A 21955-nucleotide genomic window follows, 5' to 3' on the forward strand; every position below is an offset into this window, starting at 1 on the left:
CCCACCCCCCGACTCGTCGATCTTGCACTTTTCGTCCCCGCAAAAGGCACCTACCGCCCAAACGGGCGACCGAAAGTGCAAGATCGGCGGGGAGTTCGGGGGGTTATTTCCAGCGGAAGTGGACGAAGAGGCGGCCGAAGTTTTTGGAGTCCTTTTCGACGCGGTGGTAGAGCTGCTTGACGTCCTTCTGGTCCAGGAAGCGCAGTACCCGCTTCTTGAGCTGGCCGGAGCCCTTGCCGGGGATGATCTCGACCAGGGTGGCCTTCTTCGCCACCGCCTCGTCCATGATTCCGCGCAGCGCCCGGTCGATGTCGTGGCCCTTGTTGAAGATTTCGTGCAGGTCCAGCTTCAGCTTCATGCCGCGTCCACCGTCCGGTCGGCTCCCATGCGGCCATCGTAGGCAGGCGGGCCGCCGGGTCCGCAGACGACGAGGGGGCGGCCCATATGGGCCGCCCCCTCGTACATGTGCTGGCGCTGCGCGCCGCCGCGTCAGCGGGCGGCGCCGACCCGGGTCTCCACCCGGCGCAGGGCCGTCGTGTAGTCGTCGTTCGAGCAGTGCATGGCCGCCGCGATGCGCAGGTGCCGCAGGGCGTCCGTGTGCCGGTTCAGCCGCTCCAGCGTCCGGCCCAGCACGTGGTGGGCGTAGTGGTCGCTGGGGTTGCGGTCGACCAGCTCCCGCAACTGCTCCTCGGCCCGGGTGAGCTGGGCCGACTGGAAGTACGCCCGGGCCAGCAGCTGCCGTACGGCGGCGTTGTCCGGCTCGGCCTCGACGATCGGTTCGAGCAGCCGGGCCGCGCTGGTCGGGTCGCCCGCCTCGAAGAACAGGTTCGCCCGCCGGTACTCAGCCAGAAGATCCATTCCGCCCACCCCCTCCGTGTCGCACCACTGCACCGACGCTCGCACAACACCGACCGGACCGCGACTGTTCCCGCACGCTCTTCCTGGCTACCCACGCAGCCCTCCCGGCGGCCGGCGGCATGGCTGTTAATAGGGGGCCCTTCCTCTACCCCAGGCGTTAATAAGGGGCCCTTCCTTACACCGCGGCGAGGTCCCAGGCGCGGACGCCGCCTACTATGCCGGCGCTGTTGGGGACGACCACGACGTCGTCGCCCATCCGGGCGAGTTGCTCGGGGCGGATCAACCGCGAGTTGCCGCCGCCCAGGTAGAGCCGGTCCCAGCGGAACACCGGACGCAGCCCCTCCACCACCTGCCGGATCCGCCGGGACCAGAACGCGTCGCCCAGCCGGCGGCGCTCCGGCTCGCCGACGTACGTGTCGTAGGTGGTGCCCCAGCGCACCGGGGCGTGCGACAGCTCAAGGTGCGGGGCGAGCACCCCGCCGTCGAAGAGTGCGCTGCCCAGCCCGGTGCCGAGGGTCAGCACCAGCTCGCAGCCGGTGCCCGCGACCACCCCGGCACCGTGCACCTCGGCGTCGTTGAGCACCAGGGCCGGTAACCCGAACGCCATGGCGAGGGCGGTGCGGGCGTCGTATCCGGACCACTGGGCGAGCAGCGCCGGGTCGACCCGGCTGCGCGGGCCCGAGCGGGTCACGTAGTGCGGGGTGGCGACCACCACGCCGTGCCGGATCATGCCCGGCATCCCCACCGTCACCCGGTCCGCCCCCGGTAGCCGGGCGCCGAGCTCGAGCAGGGTCTGGACGAACAGGTCCGGCGCCAGGGGGTACGGCGTGGGCACCCGCAGCGGTTGGGCCCGCATCGTGCCCGCGCCGTCGAGGACGGACGCCTTGATCCCGCCGCCCCCGCAGTCGATCGCCAGAGTGGTCAGCACGACCGTGAGTCTGCCTCGTGCCCCCACGCCCGGCATGGCTGGCCGCGCCAACCACTCCGCCAGGGGGCACGATCGCGCGGGTAGGCTCGGCTGCTTGTGAGCGCCACGCTGATCGCCAAGGACCTTGCCGCCGGGCACGGGGACCGGACCCTGTTCACCGGGCTGGACCTGGTGGTCGCGCCCGGCGACGTGGTCGGCCTGGTCGGGGTGAACGGGGCGGGCAAGTCGACGCTGCTGCGTACCCTCGCCGGGTTGCTCCCGGTCGAGGCCGGCGGTGTCACGGTGAGCCCGCCCGGCGCGAGCGTCGGGCACCTGCCGCAGGAGCCGGACCGGCGCCCCGGCGAGACGGTTCGCGCGTTCCTGGCCCGGCGCACCGGCGTGGCCGGCGCGCAGGCCGCCCTCGACGCGGCGACCGAGGCCCTGACGGCCGGCGCACCCGGCGCGGACGACGCCTACGCCACCGCGCTGGAGAGCTGGCTCGGCCTGGGCGGCGCCGACCTGGACGAGCGGGCCGAGGAGGTGGCCGCCGAGCTGGGGCTCGGCGTCGATCTCGACCAGGAGATGACCGGCCTCTCCGGCGGGCAGGCGGCCCGCGCCGGGCTGGCCTCGCTGCTGCTCAGCCGGTACGACATCTTCCTGCTCGACGAGCCCACCAACGACCTGGACCTCGCCGGCCTGGACCGGCTGGAACGCTTCGTCACCGGGCTGCGGGCCGGCACGGTGCTGGTCAGCCACGATCGGGAGTTCCTGGCTCGGACGGTGACCCGGGTGCTGGAACTGGACCTGCACCAGGGGCAGGTCAACCAGTTCGGTGGTGGCTACGGCGCGTACCTGGAGGAGCGGGAGGTGGCCCGCCGCCAGGCGCGCGCCGACTTCGAGGAGTACGCCGACACCAGAGCGGGGCTTGAGGCGCGGGCCCGGACCCAGCGGGCCTGGATGGAGAAGGGTGTCCGCAACGCCCGGCGCAAGGCCACCGACAACGACAAGGTGGGCCGCAAGTTCCGGTCCGAGTCCACCGAGAAGCAGGCGGCGAAGGCCCGGCAGACCGAGCGGCTGATCGAACGGCTGGAGGTGGTCGAGGAGCCACGCAAGGAGTGGGAGCTGCGGATGGAGATCGCCGCCGCGCCCCGCGCCGGCGCCGTCGTGGCCACCCTCCGCAATGCCGTGGTACGCCGCGGCGACTTCACCCTCGGCCCGGTGAACCTCCAGATCGACTGGGCCGACCGGGTGGCGGTGACCGGGGCGAACGGGTCGGGCAAGTCGACCCTGCTGGCGGCCCTGCTCGGCCGGCTGCCGCTGGACGCCGGTCAGGCCGCGCTCGGTCCCGGGGTGGTGGTCGGCGAGGTGGACCAGGCCCGGGGGCTGTTCCTCGGCGACGTACCGCTGCTGGACGCCTTCGAGGCCGCCGTACCGGACCTGTCGCCGGCGGATGCGCGGACCCTGCTGGCCAAGTTCGGCCTGCGCGCGCAGCACGTGCTGCGGCCGGCCGCGACCCTCTCGCCGGGTGAGCGGACCCGGGCCGCGCTGGCGCTGTTGCAGGGCCGTGGGGTCAACCTGCTGGTGCTGGACGAGCCGACCAACCATCTCGACCTGGCGGCCATCGAGCAGTTGGAGTCGGCCCTGGCCAGCTACCCGGGCACCCTGCTGCTGGTGACCCACGACCGGCGGATGCTGGAAGCGGTGCACGTCGACCGGCGACTACGGGTGGACGCCGGGCGGATCACCGAGTCCTGACCTGTTTTTCGGTCTAAGTGACGCATACCGGGCACCGATCCGGGTAACGGGCGGGCCGGAGGTGGCCGGATGGTCGCGTTGGCACACACTCCGCCCTCGGCCGAGCGGCTGCGGGCGGTAGACGGATTCCTCGCCGAGGCGTGGGCGGACCAGGTCCGCCACGACGAGCGGCTGCGCCCACTGGCCGTCGAGGTCCGCTTCGACCGGGGCGTCGCCCACCTCACCGGCGAGGTCGGTGAGCCGGCGCAACTGCGACTGGTACGCGAGCGGGTGGGCCGACTGGCGGGCGTCTTCGGCGTCTGGTGCCGGGTACGGGTCGACGGGCGCGACCCGGTGGTGGTGGACCTCGGCTGCGGCGCCACCAAGCAGTGGCCGGGCAACCTCGGCCTCGACATCTTCCCGGCACCGGGCGTCGACGCGGTGGCCGATCTCTCCGGCTCACTGCCGTTGGCCGACGACTCGGTCGACGTGCTGTTCGCGGTGCACATCCTTGAGCACCTGATCGACTTCCTGCCGCTGCTCGACGAGTGCCACCGGGTGCTCCGCCCGGGCGGCGTGCTGCATGTGATGAGCCCCTGGTGGGGGCATGTGAACGCGGTCGCCGACCCGACCCACGTCCGGCTGCTGGACGTGCAGACCATCAAGGGTGTCTGCCAGATGCGCCCGCCCGGCACGCCACGCTGGTATCCGCTGCACGCCGGCAGCGACGGCGCGTCGATCTTCGCCGACCTCACCCCGCTCGGCACCGACGACGACGGGCCTTCGGCCGCCCACCTGGCCCGCTTCTTCGACTGAGCGACGCACTCCGGCCGAGGTGGCCGACGAACGTCACGTGGTACGGCAGCGCCTCGCGAGCGGACAGAAGTCTTGCGCGAAGCCTGCCCGGTGTGAAAATTTCCTACCAGCGGTAGATATTGGGCGGCGAATCTTGCCGCGCCGCCGTGACCACCCCTGCCCCCGGGGACTCCCGACGAAGGGACACACCGCATGAAGGCATCTCGACTCAGCGCCGCCGGGCTGACCGCGGCGCTGCTCGGCGCCTTGGTCGCCGCCACCCCCGCCAGCGCCACCCCGACCGACGCCGCACCCGACCCGGCCGCCACCACCTGCGTGGCCGACCCGGCGGTGCCCAAGCGGCAGTTCCGGGCCATGTGGATCGCCAGCGTCACCAACATCGACTGGCCCAGCAAGGGCTCGCAGACCGCGCCGGACCGGATCGCGGCCCAGCAGGCCGAGTACCGCGAACTGCTCGACCTCGCCGAGCGGCTGAACCACAACGCGGTGGTGGTGCAGGTCCGCCCGACCGCCGACGCGTTCTGGCCGTCGCCGTACGAGCCCTGGTCGGAGTACCTGACCGGGGTCCGCGGCGAGGACCCCGGCTGGGATCCGCTCGCCTTCCTGGCCGACGAGGCGCACCGGCGCAACCTGGAATTCCACGCCTGGTTCAACCCGTACCGCGTCTCGATGCCGGCTCCCGGCGGCGCCGGCGCCGACCTCGACCAGCTCGCGCCGGGCCACCCGGCCCGGCAGCATCCGGACTGGACCTTCGCCTACCCGCCGGCCGGCGTCGCCGGCAGCCGGCTCTACTACAACCCCGGCATCCCGGCGGTACGCGAGTTCGTCCAGACCGCGATGCTCGACGCGGTAAGGCGGTACGACATCGACGCCGTCCACTTCGACGACTACTTCTACCCGTATCCCAGCGGTACCCACCAGGTGCCCGACGACGCCACCTTCGCCCAGTACCACCGCGGCTTCACGGACAGGGCCGACTGGCGGCGGGACAACATCAACCTGCTGATCCAGGAGACGGGCCTCCGGATCAAGGCGGTCAAGCCGTGGGTGAAGTTCGGGGTCAGCCCGTTCGGCATCTGGCGCAACGCCTCCGCCGACCCGCTCGGCTCGGACACCACGGGCAGCCAGTCGTACGACATCATCTCCGCCGACACCCGTAAGTGGATCAAGGAGGAGTGGATCGACTACGTGGTGCCGCAGCTCTACTGGTACATCGGCCAGTACCCGGCCGCCGACTACGCCCGGCTGGTGCCGTGGTGGGCCGAGCAGGTCCGGGGCACCCGGGTGCAGCTCTACATCGGGCAGGCCGACTACAAGAGCGGTGACCCGGCGTACGGGTCGTACTGGATGAACCCGCGCGAACTGTCCGACCACCTGACGCTGAACCGGTCGTACCCGGAGGCGCTGGGCAACATCCACTTCTCGGCGGTGCAGGTCCGGGCGAACCGGCTCGGGGCGACCGACCGCTACGCCGCCGACCACTACTCCCGCCCGGCACTGGTGCCGACCATGCCGCACCTGCCGGCGAAGCGGCTGCTCTCGCCGGTGGTCACCGGCGCCGAGCGGCACGCCGACGGGGTACGACTGCGCTGGCGGCAGCCGGCCGACGGCGTCGGGCCGTTCGGCACCGCGACGTCGTACGCGATCTACCGCCTCGACGGCACCAGGGCGGGCACCGGCTGCGCCCTGGCCGACGCCACCCATCTGGTCGGCAGCGTGCGGGCGACCCCGGGTGCCGACCAGTCGTGGCTGGACGCCACGGCGGAGCCGGGCAAGCGGTACACCTACTTCGTGACCGCGCTCGACCGCAGCGCGAACGAGAGCCAAGCGAGCCCGCCGCGCTTCGTCCGCTGACCCGTTCACGATCGAACAGGTCGCCGAATGCCCCGGACACCTCCGGCGTCCGGGGCATTCGTCTGTTTCCGCACCGGTCACCAATATTTCTCTGGTGTTACACCCAACGACAGAGACATTGATCGAGACTGATGGCACTCCGGTGACTCGCCGGTAACCCCCTTCCACCGCCCACCCAGCGGAGGTATCACCGTGCCCAGACGCCTCGCCACCCTCCTCGCCGCCGGCGTACTCGCGCTGCTCACCGCCCTCGCCGTGGCCTCCCCCGCCGCGGCGGCGGTCACCCCGGCCCAGAAGCTGTCGGTGCTGTCCAGCTGGACCCAGACCAGCGCCAGCAGCTACAACGCCTGGAACTCGGCCCGACAGAACCGGGCTCCGTGGGCCGAGTACAACTTCGACTGGTCCACCGACTACTGCTCGTCCAGCCCGGACAATCCACTCGGGTTCCAGTTCTCCCTCTCCTGCGCCCGACACGACTTCGGCTACCGCAACTACAAGGCGGTCGGCCAGTTCAGCGCCAACAAGTCGCGCCTGGACAGCGCCTTCTACGAGGACCTGAAGCGGGTCTGCGCCACCTACAACGCCGTCGTCCGGCCGGCCTGCTACAGCCTGGCCTGGACCTACTACCAGGCGGTCAGCATCTTCGGATCGGTCGCCGCCGTCCAGCAGTCCGACATCGACCGGGCCGCCAAGATGAAGGCCGAGGCCCTGGCCCGCGCCTGACCGTCGCACCTCGCCGGACGCTCGGCCGGCCCTCGGCCGGGCGTCCGGTTCCATCCCGGCATCCGGGGAGCAGCGTCCCCCGGAGTGCCGCGACGGCAGGCCGGCAGCGCCGGTCAGGCGTGTTCGGTGTGTCGGTCGGCGGTGGCGGTCGGCTGGCGGGGAGCCGTGCGGCCGGCCTGCGCGGCGAACCGGGCGGAGTCGGCGGCCAGGTCGGGATGCTCGACACCGAGCGCCAGCGCGACCGCCTCGTCCAGGCCCAGCTCGGCACCCTCCCCGTACGCCTCGTCGAAGGCGGCGTCGCCCAGGGTCCGGCGCAACACCAACTGCTGCTCCGTCCAGTAGGCGTCGTAGATGCCGGCGGTCGACCGCAGGCCCGCCCGGGTCGCCTGCGCCGCGCCGAAGAGCCTTGCGGCGGTCAGCGGGGCGTCCCCGACGGCGCACCGCACCGCGATCGCGTTCAACGTGTCGCAGGCCCGTCCGTGGAAGCCGTGGTTCATCCGCGACCGCAACGCCGCCAGCAGGTGCTCGTGCGCCGCCACCAGGTCGCCCCGGGCCAGCGCGACCATGCCGAGCAGCATGTCCACCGACCGGCGGCCCCGGTCGGCCGGCCGGGACGCCTCGACCGGCCGCGCCGCGCCGAGCAACTCCGCCGCCTCGTCCAACGCGCCCCGCCGCCACAGCAGCTCAGCCAGGCGGGACACGGCGAACAGTGCCTCGGCGTCCACCCCCTGGTCGTGCGCCCAGTCGATGACCTCCCGGCAGACCCGCTCCGCCTCGGCGAACTGCCCCATGTCAGCCAGGGGGGCCGCGCGCCCGGCGAGCACCCGGGCCAACAGGCCGGCGTCGCCGGCCTGCCGGGCCGCCGCCTCGGCGCGCTGCGAGTAACGCAGTTCCTCGGCGAACTCGCCGTCCGCCCCGGCGTGCAGGGAGTGCATGTGGTACGCCGCCGCCAGTTCGCCCTCCGGGATGGTCTCACTGGTCTCGGCGATCCGGCCGTACAGCCGGAACAGCCAGAGCCGCCCCTCCCGCGCCAAGCCGCGCTCCCGCCACCACTGGTCCAGGCCGCCAGCCAGTTGCAGGCCCGTCCGGGCACTGGCACCCGTGGCGCACCAGCGCAGGGCGGCGCGCAGTTCGCCGGCGAGTGGATCCAGCGCGTACAGCGAGAGAGTCACAGGCTGCCCGTCGGGGCCGAGGTGGGCCCGCTCCAGGGCGTGCGCCGACCAGGCCACGTGCCGGTTCCGGGCGGCCTGCTCCTCGCCGGCCTCGGCGAGCCGGCGAGCCGCGTACGCCCGGATCGGGTCGAGCATCCGGTACGTGCAGCCCGAGGCGTGCGGCTCCGCCAGCACCAGGGACTTGTCCACCAGCACGGAGAGCGGGTCGAGCGGATCGTCGACCAGCAACCACTGCACGGTCGGCAGGTCGACCGGCCCGGCGAAGACCGCCAGCCAGCGCAGCAGCCGCGCGGCCCGTGGCCCGAGAGTCCGGTACGACCAGGTCACCGTCGCCTGCATGGTCAGGTGCCGCTCGATCGCCGAGCGGGCCACCGCACGCGTCGCCGGGGCCGGCGGGCTGGCCCCGGTCGCCGCCGCGACCAGGTCGACGGTGTCCTGCTGGTTGCCGGCGTAGCCCCCGTCGGCCGGTGGTGGCTCCGGGTCCTCCCGGCCGGCGTCGAGAGTGCCGAGCACGTCGTCGAGGCGCTCGGCGAGTTGCCCGACCGAGAGCACCCGCAGCCGCGCGGCGGCCAGCTCGATGGCCAGCGGGAGGCCGTCCAGCCGGCGTACCACCCGACGCAGGTCCGCCGACTCGGCCGGGTCGGGCTGGCGGCCGCCGCGGGCCGCCGCGGTGCGGTCCAGCAGCAACGCGACCGCGTCACTCTCGGTGCCGTCGGGTGGCGGGTCGACCGACAGCGGCGGGATCCGCCACACCACCTCGCCGGGCAACGCCAGCGGCTCCCGGGTGGTCGCCAGCACCCGTACTCCGCCGCCACCGGCGAGCAGCCGGGAAACCGCGTCCGCGCAGGCCGCCGGCTGGGCGTCGCAGGTATCGAGCACGATCAGCATCCGGCGGGCGGCGGCGTACTCCACCAGGGTTTCGACCATCGGACGGCCCGGCTCCGGACGCAGCCCGAGCACCGCGGCGATCGCGAAGGCCACCAGCCCCGGGTCGGTGACCGCGGCGATGTCGACGTACCAGACTCCGTCCGGATACTCCTCGACCAGGTCGGTGGCGAGTTCCACGGCCAGCCGGGTCTTGCCACCCCCGCCCGCGCCGAGCACGGTGACCAACCGGTGCCGGGCCACCAGCTGTCTCAGCTCGGCCCGCTCGGCCTGCCGGCCGACGAACGAGGTGACCTGGATCGGCAGGTTGTGCGCCACCGCGTCGGCGGTACGCGGGCGCGGGAACTGCCACTCCAGCCCGGCCGCGACGAGTTGGAAGAGCCGTTCCCGGTCGTCGAAGCCCCGCAACCGGTGCAGCCCGAGGTCGAGCAGGGACGCGCCGGCCGGCAGTGGATCCGCGTGCCGCGCTGTGGCGGCGGAACAGAGCACCTGCCCGCCGTGCGCGGCGGCGGCGACCCGGGCGGCCCGGTGCACCTCGGGGCTGGCGTACTCGCCGTCCCGTGGCTCGGCCCAGCCGGTGTGCAGGCCCATCCGCACCCGGGGCGCCGCCTCCGGGGTCGGCCACTCGTGGTCGCCGAGCGCGCGCTGGGCGGTCAGGCAGGCGGTCAGCGCGGCGCTGGCGTCACCGAAAGCCAGGAAGAACGAGTCGCCCTCGGTGAGCAGCTCCGCCCCCTCGGTCGCCGCGATCGTCCGGCGCAGCAACCGGCGGTGCTCGGCCAGCACCGGCCGGTAGCCGGGGCCGAGCAGTTGAGCCAGTCGGGTGGAGCCCTCGATGTCGGTGAAGACGAACGTCACCCAGCCGGTCGGGAGGTGGATCCGTGGCGACATGCGTGGAACCTCCCCCCTGGCATCGACCTCATACTTCCCGAAACCAGATCATCACGCATCGTGAGAACGGTCGGCCGAGGCTCGGACCCAAGGTGCCATCGGACCCGGCGTCCGGGCAAGGCCGACATCAGCCGTCCCACCACCTGCGACAGTGCGACGGTATCTCCGGGCGGCACCCGGCCCGACCGGTGACGACATCGGGTCGGCCTCAGCAGCCGCAGCCACCGCCGCAACAGCCACCGCCGGAGGGCGCGGACGCGGGGCCGGCAACGCCGCCACCCCGACCGGTGACCGCGACCGTGGACAGCAGTTTCACCGTGTCGGCGTGCCCCTGCGGACAGGAGGCCGGCTCGCCGGCGCGGGCCATCGGACGGTTGACCTCGAAGGTGTCGCCGCAGGCGCGGCAACGGAACTCGTACCGGGGCATGGCATCAGGGTACGACCGGACCTGACGCCTGCGGAGGGATGGGTGATACTCGACGGGTGGCAGACGGCGAAGAGCGTACGACCCTTCGGCCCCTCCGGCCGGCCACGCCGCACCCCGGCGCCGCCCCGGACGGGCCGGCAACCGGGCTACCCCGGCCCCGCCGGCCCTGGCTGAGATCCGCCAGACCCGCCGACGGGTCGAGCGGCACGGCACCGGCCGCCGACACCACCGGCGAACCGGCAACCCGGACCGACGGCGAACCCCCCGCGAAGACCGACAGCGGACCCGCCGCGAAAGCCGACAGCGAACCAGCCGCCAAGGCCACCGACGAACCGAACACCAAGACCGACGGCGAACCGGCCGCGAAAGGCGAATCGGCTGCGAAAACCGACGGCGAACCGGCCACCAAGATCGACGGTGAACCGGCCGCGAAGACCGGCCCGGACACGCCGCCCGTTCAGTCCACACCGGACGACGCCGGCCGGCCGGGTGCCCGGCGTCGCCGGACGCGCTTCGCGCACGCCGTACGCCTGCCGGGGCCGCGCACCGCGGCTCGGGTGACGCGCGACTGGTCCCGGCGGCCAAGCGGGCGGCTGACCCTGCCCGGGGTGTTCCTGCTCGCCCTGGTCGCGGCGACGGCGACGGCCGGCGCGCTGCTGGTGCCGGCCGTCGCCGACCGTCGGCCGGTCGCCGCCGACGCCACCGCCGGCGGGCCCGAGGCTCCCGGCGACACGCCGCCGACCGGCGACCTGCCACCGTCCGGCGAGGCGCCGCCGCCGGGCGCCGTTCCGCCGGCCACCCCGACGCTGCCCCCGGGCGCGACACCGCCGACCGCGCCGGGCGGCGGTCTGCCGGTCGGCGGACGCCCGTCCGACGCCCTCGCCGGCTGGGCCCGCGAGGTCGGCGCCAAGGCCGGCATCGACCCGATCGCCATGCAGGCGTACGGCTACGCCGAGCTGGTGCTCGCCGAGACCAACCGCAGCTGCGGCCTGAGCTGGACCACCCTGGCCGCGATCGGCTTCGTCGAGTCCCGCCACGGGCAGGCCAACAACGCCCAGCTCGGGCCGGACGGCCGGGCCACCCCGGAGATCATCGGTCTGCCGCTGGACGGTCAGGGCGGCCGGATGCGGATCAACGACACCGATCGGGGCGAGCTGGACGGGGACACCACCTACGACCGTGCGGTCGGGCCGATGCAGTTCATCCCGACCACCTGGCAGGAGAACGGCGCCGACGCCGACAACGACGGCCGCAAGGACCCGCACAACATCCACGACGCCGCCCTCGCGGCCGGCATGTACCTGTGCAAGGGGGGCCGCAACCTCACCATTCCGGGCGACTGGTGGAACGCCATCCTGTCGTACAACAACGTCGGCAGGTACGCCCGGGCGGTCTTCGACACCGCCAACCGGTACGGACAGGCCAGCCGCACGTGAAGTGATCGTCCGCATACATTGGAGAACTGGACACTTCCCCCAGGCTGCTGTTAAAGGCAAGCTAGACGGGTGATGGTGCGCGAGTGGGACCCCAGGACCGCGTCGTCCGCCGAGATCGTGTCGATGCTGGACACGCTGAACGCGGTCCTGGCGGTCGATCTTCCGCAGGACCCGCCATGGCGGGAGAGTTCCCTGCGGGAATACCTCGCCGAGGTGATGCCCGGCGAACGGCGGATCTCCTGGGTGGCCCAGGCCGAGCCGGCCACCGACGGCACACCCGGCGCGCTGCTGGGCCAGGTGAACGTGCTGCTGCTCGGCAACATCGGCGTGCTGGAGGTGCTCGTACACCCCGCCGCCCGACGCACCGGGCTCGGCCGGGACCTCGTCCTGCGCGCCGCCCGTCGGGTGTATCAGGAGGGCTTCGAGTCGATCGGGGTGGAGGTGGTGGGCGATACCCCCGCCATCGCCTTCTACGAGTCGCTGGGCTTCAGCCGGGAGTACGTCGAGACCCGTAGCGTGCTCGACCTGTCCGCTGTCGACTGGGCCGAGTTGGCCGAGATGTCCACCGGGGTCGGCGCGGGCTACCACGTCCAGTTCCACCCGGGCGGGCCACCCGACGAGCTGATCGAGGCGTACGCCCGGGCCAAGGCCGAGATCCGGGACATCGAGGACGGCGAGCTGCGACCGAGCTCGTACGACTCGCAGCGGCTGCGGGACAGCCTGGACTGCCTGCACCGGCGGGGGATGAAGCCGTACATCGTGCTCGCCCTGCACGAGCAGACCGGTGAGGTGGCCGGCCTGACCGAGGTGGTGGTGCCGGCCCAGCACCCGACCCGCGCCGACCAGTACGACACCATCGTGGTGCAGGATCACCGCGGCTACGGGATCGACCGCGCGATCAAGGCCCGGATGCTGATGGAGCTGCGCTCGGCCGAGCCGCAGCTGACCGAGGTGCAGACCTGGAACGCCCAGGCCAACGAGGCGATGCTCAAGGTCAACGCGGAGTTGGGCTACCGCCCGGACCGCGACTGGTGCGAGTACAGCGTCGACGTGGCCGACCTGGTGCACCGCCTGGACAACTCCCGCTGAGCGCCGCCGGCGCCGGCCACGCGGCGCTCAGCGGTACCAGTTCCGGGGAAGCATCAGACGACCCTGCCGCCGCAGACGCCAGCCCGGCAATCCATGTGGATAACCCTGTGGACAAGTCGCGTGGCGCCATTGTCGATTCGCCAGCTGGCCGGTGCCTTCCCCACCCGAGCCGACCACCTCCCGACTGTCACCTCTGCTCTGGTTCACCCCACGCAATGAAATCGCGCCAAACCCGCTGCGCGGGTTGAAGCAGAGCAAAGGGGGCCAAGGAGGCCGAGGGGGGAGAGGCCCAAGAAGCCGAGCGGGGAGCGTGGCGGCGTAGTTTCTGCTTCCAGGCTTAGTAGCGCTGGCGGAGCAGTTGGGCCGCCTCGACGGCCCAGTAGGTGAGGATGATCTGGGCGCCCGCGCGGCGGATCGAGGTGAGCGTCTCCACGATCACGCGCTCCCGGTCGATCCAGCCGTTCGCGGCGGCCGCCTCGACCATCGCGTACTCACCGGAGACCTGGTAGGCGGCGACCGGGACGTCCACCGCGGCCCGGACCGCGGCGACCACGTCGAGGTACGGCAGGGCCGGCTTGACCATCACCATGTCGGCACCCTCGGCGACGTCCAGCTCGACCTCGCGCAGCGACTCGCGCAGGTTCGCCGGGTCCTGCTGGTAGGTGCGCCGGTCCCCCTCCAACGCCGACTCCACCGCGTCCCGGAACGGGCCGTAGAACGCGGAAGCGTACTTGACGGCGTACGCCAGCACGGCCACGTCGGTGTGACCGGCCGCGTCGAGCGCGCGGCGTACCACGCCGACCTGGCCGTCCATCATCCCCGACGGCCCGACCACGCCGACCCCGGCGGCGGCCTGGGCCACCGCCATCTCGGCGTACGCGGCCAGCGTGGCGTCGTTGTCGACCTCGCCGGTCGGGGTCAGCAGCCCGCAGTGCCCGTGCGAGGTGAACTCGTCCAGGCAGAGATCGCTCATCACCACGGTGGCGTCGCCCACCTCGGCGACCACGTCACGGATCGCGACGTTGAGGATGCCGTCCGGGTCGAGGCCGCCGGAGCCGCGCTCGTCACGCGACGCCGGCACCCCGAACAGCATGATCCCGCCGACCCCGGCCTGCACCGCCTCGACCGCCGCCTTGCGCAGCGAGTCCCGTGAGTGCTGGAGCACGCCCGGCAGCGAGCCGATGGCGCGCGGCTCGGTCAGCCCCTCCTTGACGAACATCGGCACGACCAACTCGGCCGGGTCGACGCGGGTCTCGGACACCAGGCGCCGCATGGCTGCGGTACGGCGCAGCCGGCGGGGCCGGATCTCGGGGTACGGCATGCGATGCTCCCTCAGCGACTACCGGAACCTCAGCGCGGTCGGCCCCTGCACCTTCGAACCGCGGCGCTGCTTCGCCGGCATCGCGGCGAGCTTCTCCCGCAGCTCGACGGCGTAGCCGGCGAGCGCCTCCACCAGGTCGGGCACCGACGCGTGCGGCGGCTGGACGTCGACCCGCAGGCCGAACTCCGTTGCCGTCTCCGCCGTCTTGGGCCCGATGACCGCGACAACGGTACGCGCGTGCGGCTTGCCGGCGATGCCGACCAGGTTCCGGACCGTGGAGGACGAGGTGAACAGCACCGCGTCGAACCCGCCCGACTTGATCGCGTCCCGGATCTCGGCGGGCGGCGGGGCCGCCCGGACCGTCCGGTACGCGGTCACGTCGTCGACCTCCCAGCCGCGCTCGGTGAGCCCGGCGGCGAGCGTCTCGGTGGCGATGTCGGCGCGCGGCAACAGCACCCGGCCGACCGGGTCGAGCACCTCGTCGTGCGGCGAGAACTCGGCCAGCAGGCCCTCGGACGACTGGTCCCCGGCGGGGATCAGCTCCGGCTGGATGCCGAAGGCACGGACCGCGTCGGCGGTGGCCTCGCCGATACAGGCGATCTTGACGCCGCCGAAGTGCCGGGCGTCCAGGCCGTGCTCGGCGAACTTCTCCCAGACCGCCCGTACCGCGTTGACCGACGTGAAGATCACCCAGGCGTACCGGCCGTCGACCAGGCCCTTGACCGCGCGCTCCATCTGGGCCGGGGTACGCGGCGGCTCCACCGCGATGGTCGGCACCTCGCACGGGATCGCCCCGTACGCGCGCAGCCGGGCACTCATCGCACCGGCCTGCTCCTTGGTCCGGGGAACCAGCACCTTCCAGCCGTACAGCGGGCGGTTCTCCCACCAGCTGAGCTTGTCCCGCTGGCCCACGCCGTCGCCGACGGTCAGCACGACCCGGCCGGTGAAGCCGAGCGCCGCCGCGACGAAGGAGTCCACGCTCGACGTGGTGGTGTACTGCGTCTCCCCGGTGCCGTCCCCGGTCACGCCGACGCCGGTGGTGCCGTCGACCCCGGCGGCGAGCAGGCCGTCCCGGATCGCGGCGAGGTCACCGGCGTCCACCGCGAGCGCCAGCGAGCCGCGCTGCACGGCTGCGGCCAGCGCGTCGAAGTCCAGGGTGCTGACGTCCTCGACGTCGGCGGCGGTGCGTACGCCCGGCAGCGGCACGCCCGCGTAGGTGGCCACCCCCTCGGCCTGGCCGACCCCGGGCACCACCTCGAAGTGCGCGGCGGTACGCGCCACCGCCTGCACCTCCTTGACCACGGAGTCGTGGCCGAACGGGTCGCCGGCCACCAGGTGCACCGCGTTCTGCCCGGAGCGGGCGGCCGAGATCAACACCTTCGCCACATCGCCCGGTGCGCCTTCCGCCGGGGTGAACTGCGCGTCCTCCCGGGCCTCGGCCCGGACGGCGTCGAGCAGCGACTCGGGGACTCCCCGGTCGTACACCACCTGGTCGGCGTCGACCAGGGCGTCGTGCGCCCGGCGGGTCAGCAGGCCCGGGTCGCCGGGACCGGCCCCGACGAACGCGATACGGCCTACGGGCTTACGGGTGCGGGTCATTCTGTGCTCCCAAATTGCTGGGTCCCCGGGCCGTCGTGTCCTTGCGGGCCGAGGATCGAGTCGGCGCCGAGGTCGAGGAGTTCGGCGGCGAGTGCCTTACCGATCTCCGCCGCGTCGGCGGGCGTTCCGGTGCGGGACAGCCGGATGTCACGGGTGCCGTCCGGGCTGATCACCGCCCCGCGCAGGTAGATCTCCTCACCGGCGTCGCCTTCGGCGAGTTCGGCGTAGGCGGCGACCGGTGCGGAGCATCCGGCCTCCAGGGTGGCCAGCATCGCCCGCTCCGCGATGACCGCGGCGCGGGACGGTGCGTGGTCGAGCGTGGCGAGCAGCTCGACCAGATCCGGGTCGTCGACCCGGCACTCCACGGCCAGCGCACCCTGGGCGGGCGCCGGCAGCATCAGCATCGGGTCGAGCGTCTCGGTGATCACGTCGGTCCGGTCGAGGCGGGCCAGCCCCGCCCGGGCCAGCACGACCGCGTCCAGGTCGGCCTCCGGGCCGAGCACTCGGCCCAGCCGGGTGTCGACGTTGCCCCGGATCGAGGTGACCATCAACTGGAGGCCCAGCGCGTGCAGCTGGGCGATCCGGCGCAGCGCGCCGGTGCCGACGTTCGCTCCGGGAGGAAGTTCGGCCAGCGTCCGGCCGTCCCGGGCGACGAGCGCGTCGCGCGGGTCCTGCCGTGGTGGCACCGCCGCGATGTGCAGCCCCGCGGCGGTCGCCGTGGGCAGGTCCTTGTACGAGTGGACGGCGAAGTCGATCGTCCCGGCGACCAGCGCGTCGCGCAGCGCGGAGACGAACACGCCGACACCGAGCCGGTGCACCGGGGCGGTGGACCGGTCACCGGCGGTGACCACCTCGACCAGTTCGACCGGGCGCCCGGTACGGGCGGTCAGGGCGTCGGCGACCTGCCCGGACTGGGCCATCGCCAGCTTGCTGCCCCGGGTGCCGAGGCGCAGCGGGGCGCTCATGCCGGCACTCCGCTTCGCTGCTGATTCGCTCGCTGGCGCTCGCTCATCGCTCACCTCCGGCGGGTGGGGTGATGTCGGGGACGGTGTCCACCGGGGAGGTCTGCGGGACCTGGAGGTCAAACAGCTCACGCAGCAGGGCCGCATACTGGTCGCCGCCGGGTTCCGCGGCGAGCTGGCGGACTCGTACGGTCGGCTGGTGCAGCAGTCGCTGGACCACCCGGTGCACGGTGCGGGCCACCTCGGCGCGCTGCTCGTCGGTGAGGTCGGGACGGCGTTGCGCGAGCCGGCGCAGCTCGGCGGTGACCACGTCGTCGGCCCGGCCGCGCAGGGCGGCGACGGTCGGTGCCACGTCGGCGCCGCGCAGCCAGGTGAGGAAGGACTCGACCTCGCCGGCCACGATCCGCTCGACGGCGGCGGCGTCCGCAGCGGCCGGCCCGTCGGCGAGCAGCGCCGCCATCCGGTCGATGTCGATCACCTCGACGCCGGGCAGCTCGGCCACGCCGGGCCCGACGTCGCGCGGCACGGCCAGGTCGAGCAGGACCAGCGGCCCGCGCCCGGGGTCGCGGCCGGCCACCGCGGCGGCGACGACCTCGTGGGTGAGGACCGGCTCCGTGGACGCGGTCGCGGCCACTACGATGTCCACTGTGGAGAGAGTGTCGGCCAGTTCGGCCATCGGCCGCGCGCCGGCACCGTACGACTCGGCCAGCCGGACGGCCCGGTCGGCGCTCCGGTTGGCCACGGTCAGCGGCCCGGCGCCGAGCCGGGACAGCGTCGCCACGCCCAGCGAGCCCATCGCCCCGGCCCCGACGACCAGGGCCGGGCGACCCGCCAGATCGTCGTCGAGGTGGCCGGCGGCCAGCCCCAGCGCGGCGGTGACCACGCTCTGGCCGGCCCGGTCGATGCCGGTCTCGGAGTGGGCCCGCTTGCCGACCCGCAGCGCCTGCTGCATCAACTCGTGCAGCAGGCGGCCGGCGGTGTCCGCCCCGCTGGCCCAGTGGTAGGCGTCCCGGAGTTGGCCGAGGATCTGCGCCTCGCCGATCACCATCGAGTCCAGGCCGGCGGCGACCCGGAAGACGTGGCCCACGGCGGCGGAGTCGAAGTGCACGTAGAGGTGGTTGGCCAGCGCGGCCGGCTGGCAGCCCGCCTGCTCGGCGAGGACGGCGCAGATGTCACCGAGACCGCCGTGGAAGCCGGACACCGCCGCGTAGACCTCCACCCGGTTGCAGGTGGAGACCAGCACGGCCTCGCTCACGTACGGTTGCGCGACCAGGCGGTCCAGAGTGCGGCTGAGGCTGCTCGGGGACACCGCGAGCCGTTCCAGGGTGGCGACCGGTGCGGTGCGGTAGGACGCGCCGACGACGAGGAGTTTCACGTGCCGATCGCCTCCTGGCTCTCGGTGACCGCGAGACCGCCCGGCAGGGCGGTGAGGGCGGACCCACCGGCGGCGGGGAGCGCGGTCAGGGATGCCTTGCGGTGCTCGTGGAACGACAGGATCTGCAACTCGATGGCGAGGTCGACCTTGCGCACGTCGACCCCGTCCGGAACCGAGAGTACGCACGGCGCGAAGTTCAGGATGCTGGTCACGCCGACGGCCACGAGCTGGTCGGCCACCCGCTGGGCCGCTGCGGCGGGAGTGGCGATGACGCCGATCGCGATCGACTCCTCGGCCGCCACCCGGGGCAGCTCCTCGACGTGCTGCACGACCAGCCCGTTGATCTCCTCGCCGACCCGCGCGGGGTCGGCGTCGAGCAGGGCGGCGATCCGGAAGCCCCGGCCGGCGAAGCCGTCGTAGCCGGCCAGCGCGTGACCGAGGTTACCCACGCCCACCAGGGCGACCGCCCGGCGCTGGGTGAGGCCGAGCACGTACTCGATCTGCTCGATCAGCAGCGTCACGTCGTAGCCGACGCCCCGGGTGCCGTACGAACCGAGGTGGGACAGGTCCTTGCGGAGCTTGGCCGAGTTCACCCCGGCGGCATTGGCCAGCCCCTCGCTGGAAATCGTCTCGTTGCCGGTTTCGGCGAGATTGTGCAGGGCACGGAGGTACTCGGGGAGCCGGGCCACCGTCGCCTCGGGCAGGTCCGGGAGCGCCGGTACGGCACCGGCGCGGCCGGGCGCGCCTGGGTGACGGTGCTGACTCATGAGACTCCGTGCGGTGCGATCCTCGACCAACTCCACCGGTCGGCCGTTTCGGGACTCCCGCTGGCGACCGAAATTGCCGGCTGTGCTAGCAGGGCGCGTCGGAATTACAGAGTAGGCGCTTGTGAACACGTGCACAAATCGCGATCTTGTCGGCACGCCCCGCGCCCCCACCAGCCCCTCCATCCGACAAGATCGACGGGCGACCCTCACCACGACCACCCACGCGATTATTACTCAATCCCGACTTCTCTGACTAATCACACGCAGGCCCATGCCATTGCAATTCGTTGATCATGAAGTGATTGCCCCGATACGCCGATTCGGAGCGCCACAAACCTCATGATCGACAAGAGGTGGGGTCAGGGAAGGATGGTGGCGAGGGTCACTGCCTCGACGAGGGTGTCGGCCACCGGGTGGCCGGAGGCGTCCAGGCGGGCCCGGTCGGTGAAGCCGCCGGCGTAGAGGACGGCGCGACCACCGACGGAGAGCGCCGCGTCGGCGTCGTCGATCGAGTCGCCGATCAGCACCACCGACCGGCCGGCCACGCCGATCTCGTCGAGATGCCGCGCCAGCGACTCGGCCTTGCGGTCGCCGCCGACCTCGGCCCGCAGCCCGTCCACCCGGGTGAAAAGCCCGGCCAGCCCGTACGTCTGGACCGCGGGCACCAGCTCGTCGTGGAACCACATGGACAACAGCGACTGGCTGCCCGGCCAGGCCGCCATCGCGTCCATGGCGTCGAGAGCCAGCTCACAGGTGGTCATACCGACGCGGTACGCGTCGTGGAAGATCTTGTCCAGCCGGCCGAACGCCTCGTCGTCGACCGCCCGGCCGAGCATCTCCGCGTAGTAGTCGGCGATCGGCCGGCGGAACCGCACCCGGTGCTCCGCCGCCGTGACGGCCGGTCCACCCGCGCTGGCGAACACCGCGTTGGTGCAGGCCACCACCAGGTCGAGATCGTTGAGCAGGGTGCCGTTCCAGTCCCACACCAGGTGGGGGCGAGCAGGGGTCATCGCCGCACCTTATCCGGGAGCGCTACAACTGCGGAGTGGTCAGGTCGCGCAGCAGCCGCTCCTCCTCGACCCGCCAGTAGCCGTGTTCCTTGCCGTCCAGCAGCACCACCGGCAGCCGGTCGCCGTACTCGCGTTCCAGCTCCACGTCGCTGCTGACGTCCCACTCGACCCACCGGTCGCCGGTGACCGCGACCACCCGGTCGAGTGCCGCCTTGGCGTCCTCGCACAGGTGGCAGCCGGGGCGGGTGATCAGGGTCAGGCGGGGCTCACGCATCGGTCTCCTCCGTCGTGCCGGCCGGTGCCGGCTGGTCGGTCTCGGGCGGTGCCGCCGGGTGCGGCGCCACCGGCCGCACCCCGTCCGGCCGCGGCCGGAGCAGGGTCTTGCGTACCTTCCCGATCGCCGAGCGGGGCAGCACGTCGACGAACTCGACGTCGGTCGGGCACTTGAACCTGGCCAGGTTGCGGGCGCAGTGGGCGATCAGCTCCGCACCGGTCGCCCGATGCCCCGACACCGCCACCACGTACGCCCGGACAGTCTCCCCGGTCCTCGGGTGCGGCACCCCGACTACCGCCGACTCCGCCACCGCCGGATGCGCCGAGAGCACCAACTCCACCTCGTGCGGATACACGTTGAAGCCGTTGACCAGGATCAGCTCGCCGAGCCGGTCCACCAGGAAGAGGTCCCCGTCGGCGTCCGCGTACGCGATGTCGCCGGTGGCCCACCAGCCGGTCTCGTCCGCCCCGCCCGCGCCGTCCGGCCAGTACCCGGAGAACAGGTTCGCCCCGCGCACCACGATCTGGCCCGGGTCGGTGCCGGCGGCGGGGTCGGAGAGGTCCAGCTCGTCCGGGTCGTCGTCGGGCACGGCGAGGCCGTCGCGCCACAGGTCGACCCCGTCCGCCCCGACCAGCCGCAGCTCGACCCCGGGCAACGGGCGGCCGATCGAGCCGGCCTTGGGCACCCCGCCGACCAGGGTCGAGGTGAGCACCGGCGCGGTCTCGGTCAGGCCGTACCCGATGTGCACCGGTCGCCCGGTGGCCTCCGCGAAGCGCGCCGCGTCCGCCGGCTCCAGGGGTGCCGCGCCGCAGACCACGACCCGCACGGCGGCCATTGCCGCGGCGCGGTTGTCGGCGTCCGCCCGGGCCCAGGTCTGCACCATCGACGGCACGCCGACCAGCACGCTGACCCGGTGCCGGGCGATCTCGCCGAGCGCCGCGTCGGGGCCCGGATCGTCGACGAGCACCCCGGTCGCGCCGTGGTGGAGTACCGCGCCGAGCCCCGCGTTCAGTCCGTACGCGTGGAACAGCGGCAGCGCCAGCAGGACGGTGTCCTCCGGGCCGACCACCGGCGGATCGATGCCGCCGACCTGCTCGTGGTTGGCCGCCAGGGCACCGTGCGAGAGCATGGCGCCCTTGGGCCAGCCCTCGGTGCCGGAGGTGTAGATCAGCACCGCCAGGTCGTCGGCGCCCCGGACGGCAAAGGTCTCGTCGCCCTCGTCGGTCGCCGGTGGGGCGGTGTGCACCGCGCTGAGCGTGGGCAGGTCGGCCGCGGCCACCAGATCGCGGATCCGCTCGGTGCAGATCAGCACCGACGCGCCCGAGTCGACCAGGACGTGTCGCAGTTCCCGCCCGGTGAGGCCGGGGTTCACCGGGACCGCGGTCAACCCGGCCCGCAGCGCGCCGAGCAGGCTGACCACGAACTCCGACGAGTTGGGTAGCGCCACCGCGACCCGCGCCGGTCGGCCCGCCGCATCGGCGGGCGGTGCCTCGCGGGCCAGCGCCCGGGCGACCCGGGTCACCGTCTCGTCCAGTTCGGACCAGGTGATCGCCCGGCCCTGCCAGTGCAGCGCGGGCTTGCCAGGGTGGGTCACCGCCGCCTGGCGGAGGCGGTCGGCGAGGGTCGGCCCGTTGCCGTCGGCTGCGTCCTGCACGGTGGCTGAGTCTGGCACAGCACGACCCGGCCGGCCATGCCTCGCGGCCTCCGGGTGGGCGTCCGGTGACATCGGAACACCTCGCTTGCCGGTGTCCTACGACGACGACCACGACCGGGGCGCCGAGGCCAGACGCAGTCCCGTGCACGGAACTCCAGCGGGGTCACCGAGGGTGCCTGCCGGGTGCGGCGCAGGGTCGCGGCC

At 73.1% G+C, this 21955-nt stretch carries 19 protein-coding genes; 6 read left to right on the forward strand and 13 right to left on the reverse strand.

Annotation, left to right across the window (positions count from 1 at the left end; translation table 11 throughout):
* Window positions 1-103: 103 nt before the first annotated feature.
* From C1I95_RS17970 to C1I95_RS17980, 3 genes are all read right to left on the reverse strand, one after another.
* Window positions 104-358 (reverse strand): Smr/MutS family protein, encoded by a 255-nt coding sequence (locus C1I95_RS17970; protein WP_030329768.1) that lies wholly within the window; start codon window positions 356-358, stop codon window positions 104-106.
* Between the two features lie 131 nt (window positions 359-489).
* A complete protein-coding gene (locus C1I95_RS17975; protein ID WP_111214972.1) occupies window positions 490-858 on the reverse strand; it encodes a tetratricopeptide repeat protein in 369 nt (122 codons plus the stop codon).
* A 175-nt stretch (window positions 859-1033) separates the two neighbouring features.
* Complete coding sequence (locus tag C1I95_RS17980; protein ID WP_111214973.1) at window positions 1034-1786, reverse strand: ROK family protein; 753 nt, start codon at window positions 1784-1786, stop codon at window positions 1034-1036.
* A gap of 96 nt (window positions 1787-1882) precedes the next feature.
* Between C1I95_RS17980 and C1I95_RS17985 the strand changes: the two genes are divergently transcribed.
* From C1I95_RS17985 to C1I95_RS18000, 4 genes are all read left to right on the forward strand, one after another.
* Window positions 1883-3520: an ABC-F family ATP-binding cassette domain-containing protein gene (locus C1I95_RS17985; RefSeq protein ID WP_111214974.1), complete on the forward strand. Its 1638-nt coding sequence runs from the start codon at window positions 1883-1885 to the stop codon at window positions 3518-3520.
* A gap of 69 nt (window positions 3521-3589) precedes the next feature.
* Window positions 3590-4315 carry a methyltransferase domain-containing protein gene (locus tag C1I95_RS17990; RefSeq protein WP_111214975.1) on the forward strand — a complete coding sequence of 242 codons (726 nt, stop codon included), beginning with the start codon at window positions 3590-3592 and terminating at the stop codon, window positions 4313-4315.
* 192 nt (window positions 4316-4507) lie between these two features.
* A complete protein-coding gene (locus C1I95_RS17995; protein WP_111214976.1) occupies window positions 4508-6169 on the forward strand; it encodes a glycoside hydrolase family 10-like protein in 1662 nt (553 codons plus the stop codon).
* A 192-nt stretch (window positions 6170-6361) separates the two neighbouring features.
* Window positions 6362-6892 (forward strand): phospholipase, encoded by a 531-nt coding sequence (locus tag C1I95_RS18000; RefSeq protein WP_111214977.1) that lies wholly within the window; start codon window positions 6362-6364, stop codon window positions 6890-6892.
* Window positions 6893-7005: 113 nt separating this feature from the next.
* Here C1I95_RS18000 and C1I95_RS18005 read toward each other — a convergent pair whose 3' ends face one another.
* Both C1I95_RS18005 and C1I95_RS18010 read right to left on the reverse strand, forming a co-directional pair.
* A complete protein-coding gene (locus tag C1I95_RS18005; RefSeq protein ID WP_111214978.1) occupies window positions 7006-9837 on the reverse strand; it encodes an ATP-binding protein in 2832 nt (943 codons plus the stop codon).
* A 208-nt stretch (window positions 9838-10045) separates the two neighbouring features.
* On the reverse strand, window positions 10046-10264 hold the full coding sequence (locus tag C1I95_RS18010; protein WP_111214979.1) for an FmdB family zinc ribbon protein: 219 nt from the start codon (window positions 10262-10264) through the stop codon (window positions 10046-10048).
* Between the two features lie 56 nt (window positions 10265-10320).
* Between C1I95_RS18010 and C1I95_RS18015 the strand changes: the two genes are divergently transcribed.
* Entirely contained in the window at window positions 10321-11700 is a 1380-nt protein-coding gene (locus C1I95_RS18015) for a lytic transglycosylase domain-containing protein (protein ID WP_111214980.1), read from the forward strand.
* 72 nt (window positions 11701-11772) lie between these two features.
* Window positions 11773-12789: a GNAT family N-acetyltransferase gene (locus C1I95_RS18020; protein WP_111214981.1), complete on the forward strand. Its 1017-nt coding sequence runs from the start codon at window positions 11773-11775 to the stop codon at window positions 12787-12789.
* Between the two features lie 337 nt (window positions 12790-13126).
* On the opposite strand, the gene hemB is transcribed toward C1I95_RS18020, so the two are convergent.
* From hemB to C1I95_RS18060, 8 genes are all read right to left on the reverse strand, one after another.
* On the reverse strand, window positions 13127-14110 hold the full coding sequence (gene hemB / locus C1I95_RS18025) for a porphobilinogen synthase (RefSeq protein WP_111214982.1): 984 nt from the start codon (window positions 14108-14110) through the stop codon (window positions 13127-13129).
* 18 nt (window positions 14111-14128) lie between these two features.
* Window positions 14129-15709, reverse strand: a complete 1581-nt coding sequence (locus C1I95_RS18030) for a bifunctional uroporphyrinogen-III C-methyltransferase/uroporphyrinogen-III synthase (protein WP_111214983.1) — start codon at window positions 15707-15709, stop codon at window positions 14129-14131.
* Entirely contained in the window at window positions 15706-16674 is a 969-nt protein-coding gene (gene hemC, locus C1I95_RS18035) for a hydroxymethylbilane synthase (protein WP_111214984.1), read from the reverse strand. The genes C1I95_RS18030 and hemC overlap by 4 nt, the downstream gene beginning before the upstream one ends.
* 43 nt (window positions 16675-16717) lie before the next feature.
* On the reverse strand, window positions 16718-18046 hold the full coding sequence (locus C1I95_RS18040; RefSeq protein ID WP_111214985.1) for a glutamyl-tRNA reductase: 1329 nt from the start codon (window positions 18044-18046) through the stop codon (window positions 16718-16720).
* Window positions 18043-18813, reverse strand: a complete 771-nt coding sequence (locus C1I95_RS18045) for a redox-sensing transcriptional repressor Rex (RefSeq protein ID WP_111214989.1) — start codon at window positions 18811-18813, stop codon at window positions 18043-18045. The genes C1I95_RS18040 and C1I95_RS18045 overlap by 4 nt, the downstream gene beginning before the upstream one ends.
* A gap of 359 nt (window positions 18814-19172) precedes the next feature.
* The gene (locus C1I95_RS18050) at window positions 19173-19823 is read right to left on the reverse strand and encodes an HAD family hydrolase (RefSeq protein ID WP_111214986.1); all 651 of its coding nucleotides are present in this window, start codon (window positions 19821-19823) and stop codon (window positions 19173-19175) included.
* A 22-nt stretch (window positions 19824-19845) separates the two neighbouring features.
* Window positions 19846-20097 carry a glutaredoxin family protein gene (locus tag C1I95_RS18055; RefSeq protein ID WP_111214987.1) on the reverse strand — a complete coding sequence of 84 codons (252 nt, stop codon included), beginning with the start codon at window positions 20095-20097 and terminating at the stop codon, window positions 19846-19848.
* The gene (locus C1I95_RS18060) at window positions 20090-21823 is read right to left on the reverse strand and encodes an AMP-binding protein (RefSeq protein ID WP_111214988.1); all 1734 of its coding nucleotides are present in this window, start codon (window positions 21821-21823) and stop codon (window positions 20090-20092) included. The genes C1I95_RS18055 and C1I95_RS18060 overlap by 8 nt, the downstream gene beginning before the upstream one ends.
* Window positions 21824-21955: the final 132 nt, after the last annotated feature.

The sequence above is a fragment of the Micromonospora craterilacus genome, assembly GCF_003236315.1.
Classification (GTDB): Bacteria; Actinomycetota; Actinomycetes; order Mycobacteriales; family Micromonosporaceae; genus Micromonospora; species Micromonospora craterilacus.

Excerpts from the sequence above, each read along its gene's own strand:
- C1I95_RS18010 (WP_111214979.1), bottom strand. The coding sequence starts at position 10,264 with ATGCCCCGGTACGAGTTCCGTTGCCGCGCCTGCGGCGACACCTTCGAG.
- hemC (WP_111214984.1), bottom strand. The coding sequence starts at position 16,674 with ATGAGCGCCCCGCTGCGCCTCGGCACCCGGGGCAGCAAGCTGGCGATG.
- hemB (WP_111214982.1), bottom strand. The coding sequence starts at position 14,110 with ATGCCGTACCCCGAGATCCGGCCCCGCCGGCTGCGCCGTACCGCAGCC.
- C1I95_RS17995 (WP_111214976.1), top strand. The coding sequence starts at position 4,508 with ATGAAGGCATCTCGACTCAGCGCCGCCGGGCTGACCGCGGCGCTGCTC.
- C1I95_RS17975 (WP_111214972.1), bottom strand. The coding sequence starts at position 858 with ATGGATCTTCTGGCTGAGTACCGGCGGGCGAACCTGTTCTTCGAGGCG.
- C1I95_RS18005 (WP_111214978.1), bottom strand. The coding sequence starts at position 9,837 with ATGTCGCCACGGATCCACCTCCCGACCGGCTGGGTGACGTTCGTCTTC.
- C1I95_RS18050 (WP_111214986.1), bottom strand. The coding sequence starts at position 19,823 with ATGACCCCTGCTCGCCCCCACCTGGTGTGGGACTGGAACGGCACCCTG.
- C1I95_RS18060 (WP_111214988.1), bottom strand. The coding sequence starts at position 21,823 with ATGTCACCGGACGCCCACCCGGAGGCCGCGAGGCATGGCCGGCCGGGT.
- C1I95_RS18020 (WP_111214981.1), top strand. The coding sequence starts at position 11,773 with ATGGTGCGCGAGTGGGACCCCAGGACCGCGTCGTCCGCCGAGATCGTG.
- C1I95_RS17990 (WP_111214975.1), top strand. The coding sequence starts at position 3,590 with ATGGTCGCGTTGGCACACACTCCGCCCTCGGCCGAGCGGCTGCGGGCG.
- C1I95_RS17970 (WP_030329768.1), bottom strand. The coding sequence starts at position 358 with ATGAAGCTGAAGCTGGACCTGCACGAAATCTTCAACAAGGGCCACGAC.
- C1I95_RS18055 (WP_111214987.1), bottom strand. The coding sequence starts at position 20,097 with ATGCGTGAGCCCCGCCTGACCCTGATCACCCGCCCCGGCTGCCACCTG.
- C1I95_RS18030 (WP_111214983.1), bottom strand. The coding sequence starts at position 15,709 with ATGACCCGCACCCGTAAGCCCGTAGGCCGTATCGCGTTCGTCGGGGCC.
- C1I95_RS18045 (WP_111214989.1), bottom strand. The coding sequence starts at position 18,813 with ATGAGTCAGCACCGTCACCCAGGCGCGCCCGGCCGCGCCGGTGCCGTA.